Source organism: Acinetobacter calcoaceticus (assembly GCF_051947995.1).
Lineage (GTDB): Bacteria > Pseudomonadota > Gammaproteobacteria > Pseudomonadales > Moraxellaceae > Acinetobacter.
In genome coordinates this window covers 289,285-309,140 of sequence record NZ_JBLVVH010000002.1, presented here as the reverse complement: position 1 = coordinate 309,140, position 19,856 = coordinate 289,285, and the positions used below count along the sequence as shown (strand labels likewise).

The following is a 19,856-nucleotide window of genomic DNA, read 5'->3' as shown; positions in this document are numbered from 1 at the left end:
TGAGATGAGATGAAATCCTTTAAATATAGGATAAAAAATAATATTTCAGTTAGAAAGCTCATTTCACCCCGCAAACAAGCTCACCATCAAACACATTAAATTCAATACTTTAAGAAAATATTCAATATAGTCTGCTCATTAAAAATTTACTCAACACGTCCTTTTCTAAACAAAAATACTTAGCAACGCTAAGCAAGCTGATCTAAAGACACTAAGTAGGCGTCCTGACTCAGCTGATTAATAAGACACACAACACTAAGAATTATGTTCTTTGTGGTTGCCTAAACTTAATTGAAAAGAAAATCGCTTAAACAGTGATAAGGTCCACAAAAAGTATCGCACTTTAAGATAAGGGAAAAAGCTGATTTTAACTTGTTTGGTCTGTTTCCTTTTTACTTTTATTGGCTTAAGCATATGTAAAATAAGTGATTGTAGCGGCGTTCTCCAAGCAATACCCTTTAACGCATTCAAGGTCACCTTAGGTTGTTTAAAAAAGTCCAGGCATGAAGTCTTCATCGAGAATAAAGGGACACTACGATGGTGGGAGGCATCAATAGCTAATCTGATCTCAGCCATTTCTTTAATGTCATGACTGTTAGGATGATCACAAAAGATATTCACCCAGGAAACAAGTTCCTGACCTTCTATATAAATAGGTGTTTGACCAAAAATAGCTTTAATATCGGTATAGAAGGTTTCAGCACCTTTCTCAATTTGATTGTAATTCTCTTTGATGACTCGTTCATCTGCACTCGGATCATCTTTATAGATCGCTCGCCCCTCTTGTGAAACCCCCTGAATGGAAAACTCGGGCGAACTTAAAAGTAGCTCAATAAATTTCCAGTTTTTAGTAAACACATTCGGATCAAGTGTATTCAAGTTATTCGGAATAAAAGTATCGAAAGCATATTTTTTCGTTCGATAAGGCAATAGCGTCGACCAGTAGAACCCTTGAATTGGTCGCTGCAATACATCTTCCAACATTTTTTGTGAAGTAAATGCGATGGTCTTACTATCAATCAGACCAACATTCTCCGGTTTATTCACGATTGCATCAATATAGACATGGTAATCTGCATACATTTCTTTGGCATAACGCTCAAACATATGCTTATGTGATTGAATAAACTGGTGATAATCATTTGTTTTAATCAGGGATTGAGTCTCTCTTAACTCACGAATATCTGCATATTTATGACTATAGAAATCAACAATCGTTTGAACATGCTCCATGTTACGCTTGTCATAATCCAGACGATAAACCAGATTCAGCAAACGTGGTGCATATACATAACTTGTCTTAATCTTACCGCAATGGAATTGCTCAAAAGCTTTTTGTAATAAAAATCCATCTCGAGCAACAAATAAAAGATGGTCGAGTTGTTTCTGCTGAGCGGTTGTTTCAATCCATTTGCTATAACCATAGGCCAGAGGCGCTGCATAGGCATAACCAATATCTTCCCAATATTGAGCACGTACTTGTTGCAAAGTGTGCTTACGCCATCTCATAGCCAACATGGCTACTAGAATACTTTTGCCTAAACTTGGGACATTCTGTTCAGTAAACCGTCTTGCTCGCTCATTTACGGCTAAAAACTGATGAGCAACCTGTTTATATAAAATTGCCTGCATACCTAATTTTGCGGGTGTTTTAAAATCGCCTTTTCTATTGTCCCCTATATGGACAATATCCTGTGGTTTCACCTGTAGATCATGGAAAACCTGTTCAAACAAGGCCCCTTTTTTCTTGGTTTTACCATAGTCGCTAGACACATAAAGATGTTCAAAAGCATGAAATTTATTTTTAATAAGTAACTGGCTAAGGTCTTCATATGAGTGATACATGTCTGATATGACAATCACTTTCTTATTTAACTCAAGCGCATAATCCCAAAGTATTTTCATCTCAGGATTCGGTTGGAGAACCATAAACTCCCAATCTAATTCAATTTTTTTGGCGCTTGCAAATCGAGCTTCAATTTCATTATAAATATCATCATAACAAATCTCCTGTTTATCAGGATTTTTCTTTCTGGCGCTCAACTCTGCTTCCCTTCGCGCAAAAGCAAATCCCTCCAAACATTGATCAATTTCAATATGTAAGAATAAATCACGAGGAGAGAGATATGGGCGTAATAATAAAGTATCGAATATATCAAAAGAAACAACTTCAGCTCTGGCAATCTTTTTTTTGGTTTTCTCAATAAATGTATTTGTTATCACTACATTGCCTCACATAAACACTTTGTAAATTAATCACGACTAGAGAAATATTTCAAAAATCGTCACTCTTTTTAGACTATAATTATGAATACAGCCTTAAAGATGGAAGCTAGGAATGTCTAACTCCACAATTAAAATTTTTGTCGGTTGCGATCCCAATAACTGTGATCTAGAACAAATGATGGTACTGGACTATAGTGTCCGCAAGCATACCAAACATCCCGTTGAAATCATATGGATGCAGCTCAGCCACGACCCAAATAGTCCATGGTATACCAATCAACAGACGGGCGAAGGCTGGCACACTGAGCATTGGGCAACCCCTTTTTCAGGTTTTAGATGGGCAATTCCAGAGTCATGTAATTTTCAGGGCCGTGCTATTTATATGGATGCGGATGTGGTTGTGTTATGTGATATTGCAGAATTATGGGCACATCCCAAGAAAGATGATGCCATGGTGATTGCCAAAGGTGGCAAGAACTCGGCCCGACTGTGTACCTGTGTATGGGATTGCGAAAAGGCGAAAGCCTACTTACCGCCATTAAAAGACATACAAGCAGATCCAGAAAGCCACAAAAAACTGATGCGCTTATTAAAAGATAAGCCGAAACTGGTTCAGCCTTATCAAGATTCATACAATAATATTGATGGTGAAGAATTAGCGATTGATCAGATTAAAATTCTTCACTATTCAGATATGGGCACTCAGTTTAGCCATAAATATTCTTTACCGCGCTTAGAAGCTGCAGGTCAAAAACACTGGTTTGACGGTAAAATCATGCCTCATCCAAGAAGTGACCTGACGCAACTCTTTGACCAGTATTATGAAGAAGCATTAGCAGCAGGCTATCGTCCGGAAAATTACCAGATTGAACCTTTTGGTGACTTCTCTAAAGCTACTCAAATTCATTATCGTGGAAACAAAGTGACACGTCCTGAAGACAAAAACTGGTTTGCCCGTTCTCTTCATAATTTAAAAGCCAAGTTTAAAAAGAAAAGTTTTTCTTTAGATGACTAATATCTATGGAACTAGACTGTCTCCTGCGAGCATCTGGTTCCATTGTTCTTGACGATATTTTATAAATGGTCCGTTTAAATGGTGCACTTCTTCTCAGGTTCAATTTCCAGAAGTCTTTATAAATTAATTTATAAAATTTTCTTTCCTAAAGCAGCAAAACATAACCGTCGTTACTGGCCGCTTTATACTGTAACAAGAGACCAGCACTATCGAATTGAACAGGTTTATTATAAAAAACAATTAGTTTCTGACAATCTTGCCCCACAACAGATTAACCACAAGAAATGTATGCTGGTGGCGGCCGGTCCTTCTATTCAACAACTCGATCCCGAAATTCTGCATCGCCCAGACATAGACTATATTGGAGTCAACGGTGCAATCGCATTTGAGTCGATCACATTTTCCAGCTACATCATTATTGACCATAACTTTGTTGACTGTCGCTTTGATTTGGTTCTGAAAGTCCTGAATACGGACTGCACCTTTTTCACCACAACCCGTTGTCTAGATATGATTCTCAGACAAGTTCGGATAGAAAAGATCCGCTGTCAGATCAAGATCATAGAAACCATTACAGACAATATCATTGAAGTTTTTTTAGATCACGCAAAACACTATGATCAAAATGAAAAAGACTTTTTTATTCAGAAGGGTTTTGGATTTTCACAAGATATTTTCAAAGGAACCTTTGACTACTTTACGGTCGCGTATGTAGCGCTTCAGGTGATTTACACCCTAAGTTATAAAGAAATTTATATTGCGGGTCTGGATATGAACAATTTCACACAACCCCGTTTCTATGAAAATCATGAGTATCAACAACCGACGACTTTAAATCGTCATGTCAATGAGGTATTCCAAGCCTTTGATGTCGCTGCTGCACTCTTTCATCAAAAAGGAATTCATGTGTTTAATCTATCTCAAAGCAGTGCAGTACATGCATTTGAGAAGATTGACCCCAAAACCTTGCTTTAAGCTCTGCTCGCTCTTGTTTTAGATATCGAGCAATGAACCTTCTAGGTACATCCCTTTTTCATAATAATGACTCAGGGTTTTTCTTTCCTTACCTGCAAGCTTGATCAGTTTTGGCATTTCAGCAGGTGGATAGTGAATTGCCATATCAATCAGTACTTTTTCTTTCACCCATTGGTGTTTCACCTGAAAATACAGTGCATTTTTATCACAGTTAATGAGGCACATACTCGGCAAATGCTGACGCATCACCTTCTGACAAGCCACATACGCCACCAGATACTCCAGGCGACCAATATGCTGAAACAAGTCCTGATAATTAGATTGTGTTTCTTTCAATTTTTGCAGATAAACTTTCGGAGTTAATTCAATCGCAGTCACCAGCTCATCAAACCAGTACTTGAAAAATGGATTTTTTGCTGCACTTGCCAATAACCAGTTTTCTAAAACAGGAAAGGTTTTGATCGTCGTATTCTTGGCCCGATAATAAGCAAAGCTCTGAGTCCGAGTCTTTTTGACCAACGCCTCAATCCAGTCCAGATTCTCGTACACAATAGTACTAGCATCTAACCAGATTCCGCCATATTGATAAATCAGTTCAAAACGGAGTAAATCGGCCTTTTGTTGCGGTGTTGCCTTAGGGAAGCGACTAAAATCAATATCACAAAAGCTTTTCACTGTATCCGGTGTGAGAAAATGAACTTCATAATCCGGATTGGTCTTTTTGACCTGTTCCACGCATTTTTCTACAAATCCAGCTAATGGACCTTCCCAATACATCCAGATTTTCTTGGGAATAACCGCATCAGGAGTGGTCGGATTGAGTACAATCAGATCGGCTTCATTGTCGATGGCTGGATTCACCCCTCTCTTCTTATTCGAATACAAGGTATAGAACTTCAAGAGATAGAATATTTTTTTAAATATTTTCATACAGGTTACTCAGCCATATCTTCAACTCACCTCAACTTTTTACTCAGGTGATTTGACCGGACAATATTAATTAAAAATAAAGATGCTTGAATGCATAAAAGCGATCACGCCACATACGTTTCTGTTTTTTTAAGCCATGAGAGGCATCACGCTTTTCCAGATCCTTACGCTGAATTCCCTGTGTTGCAACCGTGCCCAGAATATCACTATCCAGACCCGCTGGTTTCACGAACGGCTGCCAAACCCCAAGTCCTTTGCCATTTTTACTAAGCCAGCCCTGAAAGAAAATATCGACAGGTACATGAATCTCTTTGCCGAGTTTGACAAACTCCTCAGCACCTTTTCTCGACCAGACCAGCCCCACCCCCCGGATCGGGAAATAGTAGGCATGCCATAAGTTATATTGCTCGATCTGTACGATATCTTTGGCAAGCTTCTTCTTTTTCGCCGCCAGATTCACCACATACCAGTCTAACTCTTTATGTTGATCCAGATAGTTCAGCAGTGATTGTAGATTATTTTTAAAGTTCGGTAGCACCTGAATATCATCCTCCAACACCACTAGATAATCGGCATCTGTTTGGAGAAATTTTTCCACACAACCATAATGGCTCAGATAACACCCAAGCTCGGAATTGATCAAGCTACGACCTAAAATCCGCTGCGCCTCGGCATCATCATATTGTTTAAACTCAGACAGCGCTTTGCCGCGACCATCGTAGGCAGAAAAACGAATAAACGGCCAATCTTGTTGCTGCAACTGTGCGGTTGCACTCGCCAGACGTTGATCACTACCATCCAGGTTAATCAGATAAGTTACAACTTTCATTCTTTATCCTTCGGCTGTTTGAGCCAATAAAACGTGGGGTAAGTAGCCCGCTAATTTCTGATTTAAAGCCGTATAAATCTGCTGTGCTGCAGCATCGCTCAACTGATCCAGACTTTGCATACAGCCATATTTAATCTGCGTATTATTCAGACTATGCAAGAAGCTATTTAAACTACTTTCATTCTTTAAATAAGCAATCTCAAGATCAGGTTTTAACACTGCTTCATTCTGCTTAATCTTTAAATGGTTCATCAATGAAATCGGGTTAATTTGCTCGACACTACGAAATTTATACTGAATCTGTTTTTCCAGAAACTCCGGATGCGCAAGCAAATAGTCTTGCAGTATCTTACGGTCCACAGCATGCGGATAATGATGAATCTCAAAAAACTTTTTAAATCCAAGCATATCCGCCCCCAACATTTGCGCAATCATATGTTTGGGTTGAATCGGCTTGGCAAAATACTGATTTAACAATTGGCGGTACCAGAGTTTGGCCTTGAGCGCAAAACTACTTTGCCAATGACCATAGATCACCATTTTCTGGTCGACAATAATATCCTCTAACTGCGCCGGCGCGTTAAAGAAAAAATCGTCATTCAAATAGAAAAAGTAATCCGATAAACCCTGGATATTCCAGAGCATGGTTTCAATCGAACGGGTATTGAAGGTGGGTAAATATTGTTCATAACCCGCAAAAATTTCACGATGATCAACAATCCGGATCTTGCCTGCTTCACAAATACCATCCCGAACGAAGTCCTCAATCCATTGCGGTTGCTGAGCATCGGTCACAATGTAAATATGACGGCAAAATGGAACGTATTTTAAAATAGATGCAACGTTATAGTAAATTTCATGGTTACTGGCAAAGCGGGTATCACTCACCGCATCAGAAGCCTGTTTTTTCCCCTGATACTGTAGGCGTTTTTGTTTTAACTTTGGATCATTACCATCCACCCAGGCAATCACCACATCAACCGGTTGCATCATTTCACTCATCAATTCACTCTTAAACAATTAGAAAGCACGAAAATACGGCTAAGGATGTTTAATCTAATGACCTATGATAGCACCACTGATCTGTTTACCGTCAGCCTCTTTTCGTAATAGCGCTCAATCGTAATAAGTCAATCATTTGATATAAATCAATATATTATATTTATTGAGTATTTTATGCTCCAGAACGATTGATCGGGTCGATCATGTTATTGTCTTTTTCCTGTTCATGAATGCCGGCTTAAAATTCACAATACCTAACAAAATCAAACCTTTTGGAATCAATCAACACCCAAAACCACGACATTTTTATTAGACGAATTTAAGTATTTTTATTATAATTACAGGTTACTTTGACGGGATTTAATCTTTTGACTGATGATTTATAACTACTTTGAGTATCAAGCAAAAATAATTAGAACTAAATTTGTTTCAGATAAAGCGTACCTTACTAAACGGTTTATCTGCAAATTAGGTTATACCCCTGATTTTTGCTCGCCAAAAAGCTTCAATGAAAAAGTCACTGCCCGAATGATTTTTGAGCGAAGCCCCTTATTCACAAAATTAGCGGACAAATGTGCCGTAAGACAGCTGGTTTCAGCAAAAGTTGGCGATGCCTACTTTGTTCCCTTGGTGGGCGTTTACACCTGTATTGATGAGATTGATTTTAACCAGTTACCCGATCAGTTTGTCTTAAAATGTACCCATGACAGTGGCAGCGCCATGGTTTGCCGCGATAAAACCAAGTTTAATATCGAAAAAGCTACCGCTAAAATCAAAAATCATCTCAAAATGAATATGTATTTTAGAAAGCGCGAATGGCACTACAAAGATATTTGTCCTAAAGTCCTGGTTGAACAATATGTGGAACTCTATGTTGATCCTGTCAGCAAGTCCACCATTACCACATGTCGGGTACACTGCTTTGAAGGTCGTCCAGAATATCTGGAAATTGATGTACAAGATACCCAAGGCAATGACTACTCAAACATGTATGATACTGAATGGAATTTACAGCCATTTCGTGTCGATCTGAAAGATAACTCACCAGATGCTTTAGCCAAACCTCAACAATTGGAAAAAATCATTGAATTGTCAGAAAAACTCTGTTTTGCGTATGGTTATAGTCGAGTAGATTTCTTATTATCTCAGGATCACGTTTACTTCAGTGAAATTACGCTCACCCCAAATGCAGGACGAATGGTGATTACACCAGTAGAATGGGATTTAAAACTCGGCTCACTCTGGCTATCCTATTAACCGTCCATCATGTATTTCGAATCTGTTAGGTACTTATGAAAATAGCGATTGCTGGAACTGGATATGTAGGGTTGTCAAATGCAATGCTATTTGCACAACACCATGAAACCATTGCACTTGATATCTTAGAAAGCAAGGTAGACTTACTGAACAATAAAGTATCACCGATTCAAGATCATGATATTTCACTTTTTTTAAAAGAAAAAAACTTAAATTTTACAGCAACCACAGATCAGCAACAGGCTTTTCAAGATGCTGATTTTATTATTATTGCCACACCAACCGATTACGACCCACAGACCAATTACTTTAATACCCAAAGTGTTGAGAGTGTAATTCAGGATGTACTCGCGATTAATCCTTCAGCGACCATGATCGTCAAATCAACCGTTCCTGTGGGTTTCACCGAGCAAGTCAAACAGAAATACCAGACCGAAAACATTATTTTCTCGCCTGAATTTTTACGTGAAGGCAAAGCCTTGCACGACAACCTCTACCCGTCCCGCATCATTGTGGGAGAACAGTCTGAACGTGCCCAGCAATTTGCAGATTTACTGGTAGAGGGTGCACTCAAGCAGGATATTCCTGTACTTTTGACACATTCAACTGAAGCAGAAGCAATTAAGCTGTTTGCCAATACCTATCTGGCGATGCGGGTGGCCTTCTTCAATGAACTGGACACTTACGCACAAAGTTTCGGTTTAGATACCAAACAAGTGATTGAAGGCGTCTGTCTTGATCCGCGTATTGGCAGTCATTATAACAATCCATCGTTTGGCTACGGCGGCTATTGCCTGCCAAAGGACACCAAACAGTTATTGGCCAACTATAACAACGTGCCAAGCAACCTGATCAAAGCGATTGTCGATGCCAACCGTACCCGTAAAGACTTTATTGCCGATTCAATTATCGCAAGAAACCCGAGTACTGTCGGTATCTATCGTCTAGTAATGAAAAGTGGTTCAGACAATTACCGTGCCTCCGCCATTCAAGGGGTGATGAAACGCCTGAAAGCCAAAGGCATTGAAATCATCATTTATGAACCCACCTTTCATGAAGATAGCTTCTTTAAATCGAAAGTTACGCAGGATCTAAACGAATTCAAGCAATCATGTGATGTGATTATTGCCAATCGCCTGTCGAATGACTTACTAGACGTACAAGATAAAGTTTATACCCGAGATATTTTTGGAGGCGATGAATGAAAGTTCTAGTCACAGGTGCTGCTGGATTCATCGGCTTTAGTGTTGCACAAAAACTGCTTGAACGCGGTGATGATGTGGTCGGTTTTGATAATTTTAATGATTATTATAATCCATCCCTGAAAGAGGCACGTGCCCAGCAATTACAGCAAGTGGCTGAAAAGAGTGATACAGGCAGTTTTACCCTGATCAGGGAAAACCTTGCCAATAAAACAGCGGTTGATCAGTGTTTTACAGAACATGCTTTTGACCGTGTGATTCATTTGGCAGCACAGGCCGGTGTGCGTTATTCGCTGGAAAATCCGCATAGTTATGTGGAAAGCAACCTGATTGCCTTTACCAATATCCTCGAGGCATGCCGCTACGCAGAAACGCCTCACCTGACCTATGCCAGTACTAGCAGTGTCTATGGTGCCAACACCAGCATGCCCTTTAGCGAACAGCATGGCGTTGACCACCCGCTACAATTTTATGCAGCAACCAAGCGTGCCAATGAATTGATGGCGCATAGCTACAGCCATTTATTTAAACTCCCGACCACAGGCCTACGCTTCTTTACCGTCTATGGGCCGTGGACACGCCCGGATATGGCCTTGTTCAAGTTCACCAAGCATATTTTTGAAGGCAAACCGATTCCAGTGTTTAATCATGGCAACCATACCCGTGATTTCACCTATATCGATGATATTGTGGAAGGCATTATCCGGACCAGCGACAAGATTGCGACGCCCGACGAAAACTGGGACAGCAATCATCCGAATCCGGCGACCAGTAATGCCCCGTTTAGAATCTTTAATATTGGCAACAATCGTACCGTCAAGCTGATTGAATATATTCAGGCGATTGAACAAGCTGCGGGTAAAGAAGCGATTTTAGAACTGCTTCCGCTACAGCCTGGTGATGTGCCGGATACCTTTGCCGATAGTTCGGCACTGGAGAACTATGTTAACTACAAGCCAGCCACCTCGGTTGTGGATGGGGTGAAAAACTTTGTGGACTGGTATCGCCAGTATCACAATATCTAAATCCCTAAATACAAAAAAATCAGGCTAAGTGCCTGATTTTTTTATTGCTATCATCACTAATTTTAGCAATGACACCTACTTAGCTTACTGCCAAGATTCTTTGATCCAGTCGGATGGCAACACATAGCGATACCATTTACCACCACCACCGCTGATCGCGTCAGGTGGATTGATCTCACCATGGAAAATAATAATTTTTGCGCCTTTCGGCTTTACTGGTGGCTGGAAGTAAGCAAAAGGAACTTTTCTCAAGCAATGATATTTATAACTCTTACACCAGTCTTTGTCCCAATAGCTGAGCTTGCCTTCTTTGTGCATAAACCAAGACAGATATTCCTGCTCGTTACGGAACTTCTCGCGGATTTCATCAAAATGCTCACGGAAATATGGCAGAACCTCAGGGAAAGCCCCCAGTTTAAAACGATAAACCGAGCTGTTGCCGGTAATCCGCCATGGACGTTTCCAGTCATGAATCACCAGAAACTCACCTTCGGCCTGAAAGAAGCAATCAATATTATCGACAATGACCACGTCCAGATCGATAAACAACGCATTACCTTTTAAACCATACAAATCAGGTTCAAAGGTCGACAGCTTGTTCCAGCCGCGTTCAGGACTCCCTGCCGGCAAATCCAGCGATGGAATCGGGAAACACTGAATAGCCGGATCAATACCTTCGGTACGGTCCGTCAGGCAGACCATTTTAAATGGCAACGTCAGATGACGTTTGACCATGTTATAAAGACGGTTAACGTACTCGGCACCATATTTGGTTCCCCATTTCATACACAAAATGACATTGTCTTCAGGAGTTGCCGAATCTTGTTGAATATCTACCATCTGATAACCTTAATTGCTTGAGATATGCTGTCCCGCTTTATGATAAAACTTAAAAACGTTCAGACATATGCACTGAATATAGTGCCATCTTAGCATAGAGCCTATGCTTTTTTTTACTATTAATTCGTCAATAAAAAAGCGAAGCCGAAGCTCCGCCTTTGCACTGCTTTGAACTTATTTGATATAAGTTAACCAGTGAGCATATTTGTCATTACGACCTTGAACCGCATCAAAGAATGTCTTCTGAATTTCAGTGGTAATCGGACCACGTGAACCACAACCGATTTCACGGTCATCATACTCACGGATTGGGGTCACTTCAGCCGCAGTACCGGTAAAGAATGCTTCATCTGCAATGTAGAATTCATCACGGGTGATACGGCGCTCAACCACTTCATAACCCAGGTCTTTAGCAATGGTAATCACGGTTTGACGGGTAATCCCTTCAAGTGCACCACCCGCCAGGTCAGGGGTATGTAACACACCATCTTTGATCAGGAAGACGTTCTCGCCTGCACCTTGGCAAACAAAGCCTTGCGGGTCAAGCAACATGGCTTCGTCATAACCTGAGCGTGCCACTTCCTGATGCGCCAGAATCGATACCGTATAATTACCACATGCTTTTGCCTTACACATGGTCACGTTCGGGTGATGATGCGTAAATGAAGAGGTTTTTACACGAATACCACGTGCCATGGCTTCTTCACCGAGGTATGCACCCCAGCCCCATGCTGCGACTGCGGCATGAATGGTATTGTCTGTTGCAGCAATACCGAGTTTCTCAGAACCAATCCAGATCAATGGACGCAAGTAGCAAGACGCCAGTTTATTTTCACGCACAACATCGATTTGTGCCTGTTCTAATGTCGCTTGATCAAATGGAACATTCATTTGATAAATTTTTGCTGAATTTAATAAGCGCTTAGTGTGATCTTGCAAACGGAAGATTGCGGTACCATTTGGTGTTTCATAAGCTCTGACGCCTTCGAAGACACCCATGCTGTAGTGTAGTGTATGAGTCAGGACGTGAATTTTTGCATCACGCCAATCAACCAATTTTCCATCTTGCCAAATAAAACCATCACGATCAGCCAAACTCATCGCACATACTCCATTTTCTTTTTTACACAATTATTCACTTTCCAATGCTTGCGCAGTTGGATCAATTAATCTTTGCCATAACTTGCAAACGATCTCCCGGGTATCGCGCCAATCCGCAGCATTGACTTGCATAGATTGATTTGCAAGCGCTAGACGGTGGCTCTCAGTTCGTTCACGGAGATAAGCGTGTATTAATGCTGTGGCATCTTCACTGGATAAGCAGCCTGCTTTAGCAGCATCTTCTAGAATTCTTACATTATCGGAAAAATGGGCGAGATCTGTATTCGTCCCACTCCATGCAAGCACAACATACTGTGCCATAAATTCGATATCAACGATACCACCTGAGTCCTGTTTTAAATGAAAAATACCATGTTTTTTTTGCTCAGAAGATGATCCCAAATGATCTTTCATCTTCTGACGCATTTTTAACACTTCTTCACGCACTTCATTTTCATCACGAACTTGCGTCAGGATTTGGCAGCGGATCTGCTCAAATTGCTGGCATAAACTTTGATCACCTGCAATCGAACGGGCACGGACTAAAGCCTGATGTTCCCATAACCATGCATTTTTCTGCTGATATTGTTCATAGGCTTTTAAACTGGTCACCAGCATGCCAGCTTCACCCGAAGGTCGAAGGCGCGTATCAATTTCATAAACACGTCCATCCAGGGTTTGCGTGGTCATCAACGACATAAACTTCTGCGCCACCCGAATGGCAAACTCAGCCCCACTAATCCCCTTACGACCATCCGTTTCACTTTGCTCTTCAAGCGCATGAATAAACACCAGATCCAGATCTGAGCCATAACCCAGCTCGATGCCGCCTAATTTTCCATACGCAATCACCGCAAAGCCTTTACGGTCCAGACTACAACGTTGCCCGTCATTCCCCAAAGGATAACCATGCCGTGCTGCGACCGCTTCATAGGCCAAACGTAAGGTTGCCTGTACACTCACCTCAGCAATATCGGTCAATGCATCCGATACTTTCATCAACGGACTTTCTGCCAGCACATCACTGGCAGCGACGGTCAGGACATTGCTCTTTTTAAATAAGCGCAATACCCGCATCTGGTCTTCAACCTGGTCAATCTCGATGCGCAACAATTGCTGACGTAAAGAGTCTTCGAGGTCTTTGCGTTGTGGCAGACCAAAATCCATCGACAGGAATTCATCGAGTAAGACTGGATACTGCGCCAGTTCTTCACAAATCCATGGGCTGACGGTCGACATTTTCACCAGTCGCTGCAAGGCACCGCGGCTTTCCATCAACATCACCAGGTACACGGTACGGCGCAGTACCGACTCGACCAATGGCATCAAACGCAACAAAGCCACTTGTGGCTGATCCGACTGTAAAATCGCTTCAATCAAATGCGGCCAGAATTTCTTTAACCGTTCCAAAGCACTGGCAGGAATTTTACGTAAGGCCTGACCATGCCAAAAGTTTTGAATTAAATTTTTGGCATCATCATCCAATACGGCATTAAGTTTTTGTTCAAGCTGGACAAAATCATCGACAGGCTCAGCAAACTCTTTTTCCTGAATTAATTGCTTAAACTGGACTTTGACCTTGTCGCGCTTCTGGTTTAACACTTCAAGGAATGCCGACCAATCGCTAAAGCCCAAGGTATCCAGCATCCGCCGTCTCAGTTCGGGTTCGGTAGGCAAGGATTGGGTCTGCTGATCATTCAGGGCCTGAATCGCATGTTCTACCCGTCTTAAAAACAGATAGGCATCTTCCAGATCAATCACTGCCTGCTGATCCAGCAACTCCGCCTCACCTAAATGATGTAAATTGACCAGACACTGACGATCTTGCAGTTCACGCTTCGATCCCCCGTAGATCAGTTGGAACACCTGCACAATAAATTCAATTTCACGAATCCCGCCAGCACCGAGCTTAATATCTTCTTCGATATTACGGCGCATGACTTCACGCTCAATCATCGCCTTCATTTCACGCATGGCAGCGAAAGCGGAATAATCGACATAACGGCGGAATACGAACGGACGCGACATGTCCAGTAACTCTGCACCGGCTTTGCCACCCGTAATTACACGTGCCTTAATCCAGGCATAGCGTTCCCATTCGCGCCCATGCTGGCTCAGATATTTTTCCAGTCCACTATGACTGATGGCCAAAGCCGAACCATCGCCCCACGGACGCAAGCGCATATCGACACGAAATACAAAACCGTCGGCAGTTATGTGATCGAGCAGGTAAATCAGTTTCTGCCCCCACAAAATGCAGAACTGCTGGACATCAATACATTTACGCCCATTGGTTTCACCTTGTTCATCGAAGGCAAAGATCAAATCAATATCACTGGACAGATTCAGTTCTTGTGCACCCAGCTTGCCCATTCCAATGACAATCAAATCCTGCAACTGACCTGAATAGCCTATTGGCTCACCATGTTTGGCCAATAAAGGTAGTAAGGCAAAAGCTTTGGCCGCACAGATACTGGCATCGGCAAAATCAGACAGTTCACGCGTTAGCGTGACCACATTGGTCAATTGATTGGCGTCCTGCCAGATCCAGCGGAACATCAACTTGGCACGCAGTACACGCAAGGCTTTCATCCAGGCTTGTTCATTGCTGATCTCAGCCACAGCCTGTTGAACTTTTTGATAGATGCTTTCAGTCGATAATGACTCAAGGAATTGATCTTGGTGATAGTCTTGTTCTAATTCTGCTTGGTATAAATTTAAAACCTGTTCAGCGTATTGGCTTGCGACCAAGGTTTTTTGTAACTGTTGCGCATTCATATAAAAAGGCTCGACTGATGTCATCTCATCTTGGATAGTTATATCAGTTACAAGCTTATCTTTAAAATCTCTTTAGACTAATTTTGCTTTGGTTTTTGCCTGAGTTGTACACAAATCAACCTGCTCACGTTCTGTTGGCAACAGGACCGTAAATACCGTACCTTCACCTTCATTGGAGGTCACATTGATTTCACCCAGATTCATTTCCACAAAGCGTTTGCACAAGCTTAAACCCAGCCCTGCACCTTTTTCCCCTGCGGTGCCTTTATAACTCATGGTAATTCGTGGCTGGAATAAATTCTTGATTTGTTCCGGGGTCATACCCAATCCTGTATCCTTGACATAAACCTCAACATAGGTGCCTTTATGTTGTGCCTGAATATAGACTTTGCCTGAGCCATCAACATCAGTAAATTTCAGCGCATTGGACACCAGATTCTGAATCACCGAGGTGATCATGTTCATATCGGCATAGACTTTCAGGTTTTCATCGACTTCATTAATCAGTTCAATATTCTTCTTGATCGCCAGTGTTTTCAGAATATCGGTCACAATATTAGTAATCTGGCGCAACTTGAAGTTAATCGGATGATAGACAAAGCGCCCACCCTCTGCCATTGCCCAATTCAGTAAGCTCTCCAACAGGTTATAGGTCGACTGCGAAGTATCATAAAGATAATCGGCAATATTCTGGATGCTTGACTCGTCCAGGGTATCACGCTCTTTTGCAAGTATTTCCGAGAAGCCCAATAAGCCATGGAATGGTGCACGTAGGTCATGGGAAATAATGGAAAAGAATTTGGTTTTACTAAAATTCAGTGCGGCTTCTTGTTCGTATAGTTCTTTGAGTTCATCGTGATTAAATTTCAGTTCCAGCTGTTGCATGAAGTTGATGCAATGCTCTTGTAGCAGTTGTTTTTGTAATTCACTAAAGCCTTGTGCCGCTTCATCAAACAGAATGATATAACCAAGTGAGGTTTGGTCCGGATGCCTGAGGTGTAAGGCAATGGCTGACTGGACTTTCTTTTTAATCGGATGTAAAAATGCCAATAGGGTCTGATATTGCGGATGATCGCAATCAACCAGATCGCCATTGACGAAAAGTGTATTTAAGCTTTTACTAATTTTTGCAGAATCAATGGCTTGTAATTTCTCTGGGCAACGATGCCACAGGTAAGGTTCCTGATGAAAAGCCAGCAAGGCCGTACTGGCTTGCATGAGTTTACGGTTAAACTGTAAAAATTGCTCAAGCAGGTTCTGCTCTGAGTTTAGCCCCAAAGAAAGAGAGATTTTACAAGCGCTTAGCTTCTCGGCTTGCTGTAGTTCTAATAATTGAATCGCCATTCCCGCCTCTCGAATATTTTCGTTATACGGTTCTTTACGTTTTATAGAAAAAATGTGAAAACTATCACTTAGTATTAACAAACTTTAACAGAAAAGGCAATTGTTGATTTAATCAATTCGCAACAAAACGTGAAATTTCATTAAATTTTAATTTAAGCAGCCTTGCTGCAAAGTGAGGACTATGCCTTATTTGATTAAAATGGGCCTAATTCATTCCTATCTATTATCCTCTATATATTAAAATTATATTATCTTCTCAATAAAAATAAAAAATATATTTAATTAGTGCTGATTCACATAATATAATTAAATATTAAAATTATTAATTACATATTGCCTGTTTTAAAATTTAATTAGCTTTTGCTATTATTATGCTGAAAATTAAAACAGGAAAAATAATGAAAGATCGTATGTTTTTACATAAGCTCTCTATTGAGCAATTAGAAGCACTTTCAGAAAGTGAGATTCAAGAGATTTATAATATTGAACAAATCTATTGGAATAACAAACCTCACACCCTCTATTACGTAGCTACACATGGTGCTAAATCTAAAAATGGCGGTTTAGTCAATGCCACCTCTCATGTGGTTAAAGTTGCTGGTTTATCCCTTGCTCGTATAGGTGATGAGGTGATTTATGCAGATGGTACAACTTCTAAAATAATTTCTGGTGCAGGTAATGTATGCGTTGTGGATGGCTTACCAGTAGCTCTGGTTGGTAGTCACATCGAAAATGGAGATGTGATTATTGAAAGTCCCAATACTTCTCTTGTAATTAGAATTTTCAAAGATCAACCCACCCCTGAAAACTTTTTGGGTCATGGTTAATTTCTTAGGAGTAAATCATGGCTAAAGGTTTTGCAATACATAATGCCATTACGAATCATGGTGGGATCATTCCAGCCACTCAAATGCAAAGTTCTCAAATGGGAAATTTATTTGTACGTGCTGGAGATGGGCATTTTTGTCCTAAATGCAAATGCTGGTCGACAGTGATTAAAAGCCATGATCATGTGATTTTTGATGGCAAGCCCGTGGCGTATGTCGGGGATAAATTGACATGTGGAGCGACTATTCAACCACAACAGTCCCATGTTGTAGGAGAAAGTGGTAGTTCTTATAGCCAATCATCAAATAATACAAATACTTCTAATTTTGCCCCCACTCTTCAATATGGTCAGAGATTCTTACTGCAAGATGAGTTAACAGGAGACTCTTTAGGTAATGTCTGCTACGAGATTTATAAATCTGGTACTCTTTGTGCTCACGGTAAAACTGATGATCTTGGATATACAGAAATAGTTACAAGTGAAAGTGAAGAAGAAATAGAAATAGTTATACATTCTGAAGATGGAGATCATAATGACTATTGTTGCAAAGGATAAAAGCAAATTACCCCAAAAAATAGGAGATAACTATCAAGTCAAACGAGTTAAAGTTAGTTCTCAACGTACTTTGACTGCTCGTGAAATTACACTTGCTCGCGAAGTCTTTAAAGATTCGATTGACTATTCAAAAGTAAAAATTATTAATGGTGGTTTATTAGGGATGCCAAATGCTAGTAAAAATGCAATGACTCCTTTTGGAAGTATCCATTTACCGAGTGAGGATTATGATACTACAAAAGATTTTGGGTTAGATACTACTGATGCAACACTAAAAATTTGGTTTATTCATGAAATGACCCATGTATGGCAATACCAGCATGGCTTTAATAATGCACGTGCGGGAATTAATACAGGAATCAATGGAGGATATACACAGAGAAGCTTAGCATATGAGTATAGTTTAGCTGACGTAAGTAAGAAATTTAATGAGTACAATATGGAACAACAAGCTGAAATTGTTTCACACTATTTTGATGCTACTCATATGTATCAAACCACTCATAATAGCCCGCGTCTTCACAAGCAGAATGTTATGAATTTACCTAGACTTCGCCAAGTTTTATCTGATTTTTTAGTCAATCCAGATAATAAAAATCTAGTTTCATTATCAAAAGGACAGGAAAACTACTGGTTCAAGTAATATGAATAAATCTATTTTTATACTAATCATCATATGCTTTTCACAACAGACTTTTGCTATGAGCAAAGAATATTCTGGTGGAGAAGTTTACATAACAACAAAAGATAACTCTCCTTGTTTTTATATAAAAAGTAAAAATATAAGTGAGGATTACGACATTACACTTTATGAACGCAACGTTAACTCTAGTATTTCTAAAATTAGTAGTCTTACATCGATATTAGCTTCAAAAAGATACCCGGATAAAAAGAACTGTATTACAACAAATGAAATAAAAAATAATTTCAGATATAAAAGTAACACTCCATATTTGGTTGTTTTAGAAACTAATAGATTTAGCTTTGGTAAAAATTTTTGCATTGATTCAGCAACTAACTCTATTAAAGATTTTACAAATACTTGTAAATTTAGGAAATTATCTTTATGGGAAAAAATTCTTAACTTATTAAGTTAGTGGTAATCATCCCATAAATAACTGAAATTAAAACTAGAGATTAAGCAGCCACTAGATATGGCTTTCTTTTATTTGCTTGGTGTAGCCTTTCATTATTATAATGCTACAACCAGCTAGTTTCGTAGGCTTCCACTTCTTCCAGTATGTCAAATAGTTGCTTGCTCAGACAACTATAACGTATGGTTCGATTATAACGTTCAATATAGACATTTTGCTGTGGTACACCTAGTTCAAAATGCCATATTCAGTTGCCCAGCGTACGAGTTCATGACTAATAAATTCAGGCCCATTGTCATATCGGATACCAAACCTTCTAGATGGTAATTATCAATCACCTTGAATAAGCAGAATTTACAATCATCAATTAGCTCGTCATTCATAAAATCCAATAATCAATCCTGATTTTCTAGGATTGATTCTTTTAATAATTCTGGTACATACCCTTTCAGTCTTCGTCTTGGCTTAATACGCAAGTTTAACCCTAACTCACAATAAATATATGGCAAACTCGTTTGTGATTCCAACTGTAATGTTCGACATGACGTAAAAAAACAAAGCTTTGGTAAGCCCAATGAGCTGTTCAGCAATGAGTGAATTCTTAACAACGAGCTTGGTCTAACGATGGTAATAGGTTTCACTAATACTAAATGCATTACAAACTAAATGGATCCGAATGCATGCAGGGCAACTACTTGTTGAGCCATCTGACGTCGAATTCCAACTCTCTAAATCGCGCCATAAGTAATGCATCCATACCACCATAATTGGCAAACCACCTAGAGATAGAAGAGTTTTTGGATATTTATTATTTCTATCAAGAGGGCTAATTTTGAGGAAAGACTTATAGCTAA

The 19,856-nt window shown here is 40.1% G+C and carries 17 protein-coding genes and 1 pseudogene; 9 read left to right on the top strand and 9 right to left on the bottom strand.

Annotation, left to right across the window (positions count from 1 at the left end; genetic code table 11):
* Positions 1-255: 255 nt before the first annotated feature.
* On the bottom strand, positions 256-2,223 hold the full coding sequence (locus ACNQO6_RS04635) for an HAD-IA family hydrolase (RefSeq protein ID WP_440208235.1): 1,968 nt from the start codon (positions 2,221-2,223) through the stop codon (positions 256-258).
* Between the two features lie 115 nt (positions 2,224-2,338).
* On the opposite strand from ACNQO6_RS04635, the gene ACNQO6_RS04630 reads away from it, so the two are divergent.
* Both ACNQO6_RS04630 and ACNQO6_RS04625 read left to right on the top strand, forming a co-directional pair.
* The gene (locus tag ACNQO6_RS04630; protein WP_440208234.1) at positions 2,339-3,241 is read left to right on the top strand and encodes a glycosyl transferase; all 903 of its coding nucleotides are present in this window, start codon (positions 2,339-2,341) and stop codon (positions 3,239-3,241) included.
* Between the two features lie 78 nt (positions 3,242-3,319).
* Positions 3,320-4,216, top strand: a complete 897-nt coding sequence (locus ACNQO6_RS04625) for a lipopolysaccharide biosynthesis protein (protein WP_440208233.1) — start codon at positions 3,320-3,322, stop codon at positions 4,214-4,216.
* An 18-nt stretch (positions 4,217-4,234) separates the two neighbouring features.
* Here ACNQO6_RS04625 and ACNQO6_RS04620 read toward each other — a convergent pair whose 3' ends face one another.
* The 3 genes from ACNQO6_RS04620 to ACNQO6_RS04610 all read right to left on the bottom strand — a co-directional run bounded on the left by ACNQO6_RS04620 (position 4,235) and on the right by ACNQO6_RS04610 (position 6,977).
* Positions 4,235-5,146 (bottom strand): glycosyltransferase family 32 protein, encoded by a 912-nt coding sequence (locus tag ACNQO6_RS04620; protein WP_440208232.1) that lies wholly within the window; start codon positions 5,144-5,146, stop codon positions 4,235-4,237.
* Between the two features lie 70 nt (positions 5,147-5,216).
* Positions 5,217-5,975, bottom strand: coding sequence for a glycosyltransferase family 25 protein (locus ACNQO6_RS04615; RefSeq protein ID WP_005289053.1), 759 nt, complete (start codon positions 5,973-5,975; stop codon positions 5,217-5,219).
* Positions 5,976-5,978: 3 nt separating this feature from the next.
* A complete protein-coding gene (locus ACNQO6_RS04610) occupies positions 5,979-6,977 on the bottom strand; it encodes a Stealth CR1 domain-containing protein (protein WP_440208231.1) in 999 nt (332 codons plus the stop codon).
* A 375-nt stretch (positions 6,978-7,352) separates the two neighbouring features.
* On the opposite strand from ACNQO6_RS04610, the gene ACNQO6_RS04605 reads away from it, so the two are divergent.
* From ACNQO6_RS04605 to ACNQO6_RS04595, 3 genes are read left to right on the top strand one after another with little or no spacing between them, the layout of a single operon-like run.
* Entirely contained in the window at positions 7,353-8,234 is an 882-nt protein-coding gene (locus tag ACNQO6_RS04605) for an ATP-grasp fold amidoligase family protein (RefSeq protein WP_440208230.1), read from the top strand.
* Between the two features lie 35 nt (positions 8,235-8,269).
* A complete protein-coding gene (locus ACNQO6_RS04600) occupies positions 8,270-9,439 on the top strand; it encodes a nucleotide sugar dehydrogenase (RefSeq protein ID WP_343580699.1) in 1,170 nt (389 codons plus the stop codon).
* Complete coding sequence (locus ACNQO6_RS04595; protein WP_440208229.1) at positions 9,436-10,461, top strand: NAD-dependent epimerase; 1,026 nt, start codon at positions 9,436-9,438, stop codon at positions 10,459-10,461. The genes ACNQO6_RS04600 and ACNQO6_RS04595 overlap by 4 nt, the downstream gene beginning before the upstream one ends.
* Positions 10,462-10,545: 84 nt before the next feature.
* Here ACNQO6_RS04595 and ACNQO6_RS04590 read toward each other — a convergent pair whose 3' ends face one another.
* From ACNQO6_RS04590 to ACNQO6_RS04575, 4 genes are all read right to left on the bottom strand, one after another.
* On the bottom strand, positions 10,546-11,301 hold the full coding sequence (locus ACNQO6_RS04590; RefSeq protein WP_199949578.1) for a glycosyltransferase: 756 nt from the start codon (positions 11,299-11,301) through the stop codon (positions 10,546-10,548).
* A 174-nt stretch (positions 11,302-11,475) separates the two neighbouring features.
* Entirely contained in the window at positions 11,476-12,402 is a 927-nt protein-coding gene (locus tag ACNQO6_RS04585; protein ID WP_262475321.1) for a branched-chain amino acid transaminase, read from the bottom strand.
* Between the two features lie 30 nt (positions 12,403-12,432).
* A complete protein-coding gene (gene glnE / locus ACNQO6_RS04580) occupies positions 12,433-15,180 on the bottom strand; it encodes a bifunctional [glutamate--ammonia ligase]-adenylyl-L-tyrosine phosphorylase/[glutamate--ammonia-ligase] adenylyltransferase (RefSeq protein ID WP_440208228.1) in 2,748 nt (915 codons plus the stop codon).
* A 72-nt stretch (positions 15,181-15,252) separates the two neighbouring features.
* A complete protein-coding gene (locus ACNQO6_RS04575; RefSeq protein ID WP_343580696.1) occupies positions 15,253-16,524 on the bottom strand; it encodes a sensor histidine kinase in 1,272 nt (423 codons plus the stop codon).
* Between the two features lie 398 nt (positions 16,525-16,922).
* On the opposite strand from ACNQO6_RS04575, the gene ACNQO6_RS04570 reads away from it, so the two are divergent.
* From ACNQO6_RS04570 to ACNQO6_RS04555, 4 genes are read left to right on the top strand one after another with little or no spacing between them, the layout of a single operon-like run.
* Positions 16,923-17,351 (top strand): PAAR domain-containing protein, encoded by a 429-nt coding sequence (locus ACNQO6_RS04570; RefSeq protein WP_343580695.1) that lies wholly within the window; start codon positions 16,923-16,925, stop codon positions 17,349-17,351.
* A 17-nt stretch (positions 17,352-17,368) separates the two neighbouring features.
* Positions 17,369-17,908 carry a PAAR domain-containing protein gene (locus ACNQO6_RS04565; RefSeq protein WP_343580694.1) on the top strand — a complete coding sequence of 180 codons (540 nt, stop codon included), beginning with the start codon at positions 17,369-17,371 and terminating at the stop codon, positions 17,906-17,908.
* Positions 17,886-18,551, top strand: a complete 666-nt coding sequence (locus ACNQO6_RS04560; protein WP_440208227.1) for a zinc protease — start codon at positions 17,886-17,888, stop codon at positions 18,549-18,551. Before ACNQO6_RS04565 ends, ACNQO6_RS04560 begins: the two co-directional genes overlap by 23 nt.
* A gap of 1 nt (position 18,552) precedes the next feature.
* Positions 18,553-19,005, top strand: a complete 453-nt coding sequence (locus ACNQO6_RS04555) for an NF045616 family extracytoplasmic (lipo)protein (RefSeq protein WP_343580692.1) — start codon at positions 18,553-18,555, stop codon at positions 19,003-19,005.
* 40 nt (positions 19,006-19,045) lie between these two features.
* Here ACNQO6_RS04555 and ACNQO6_RS04550 read toward each other — a convergent pair.
* Positions 19,046-19,798 (bottom strand): annotated as a pseudogene (locus ACNQO6_RS04550) (integrase core domain-containing protein); the annotation flags it as partial.
* Positions 19,799-19,856 lie beyond the last annotated feature (58 nt).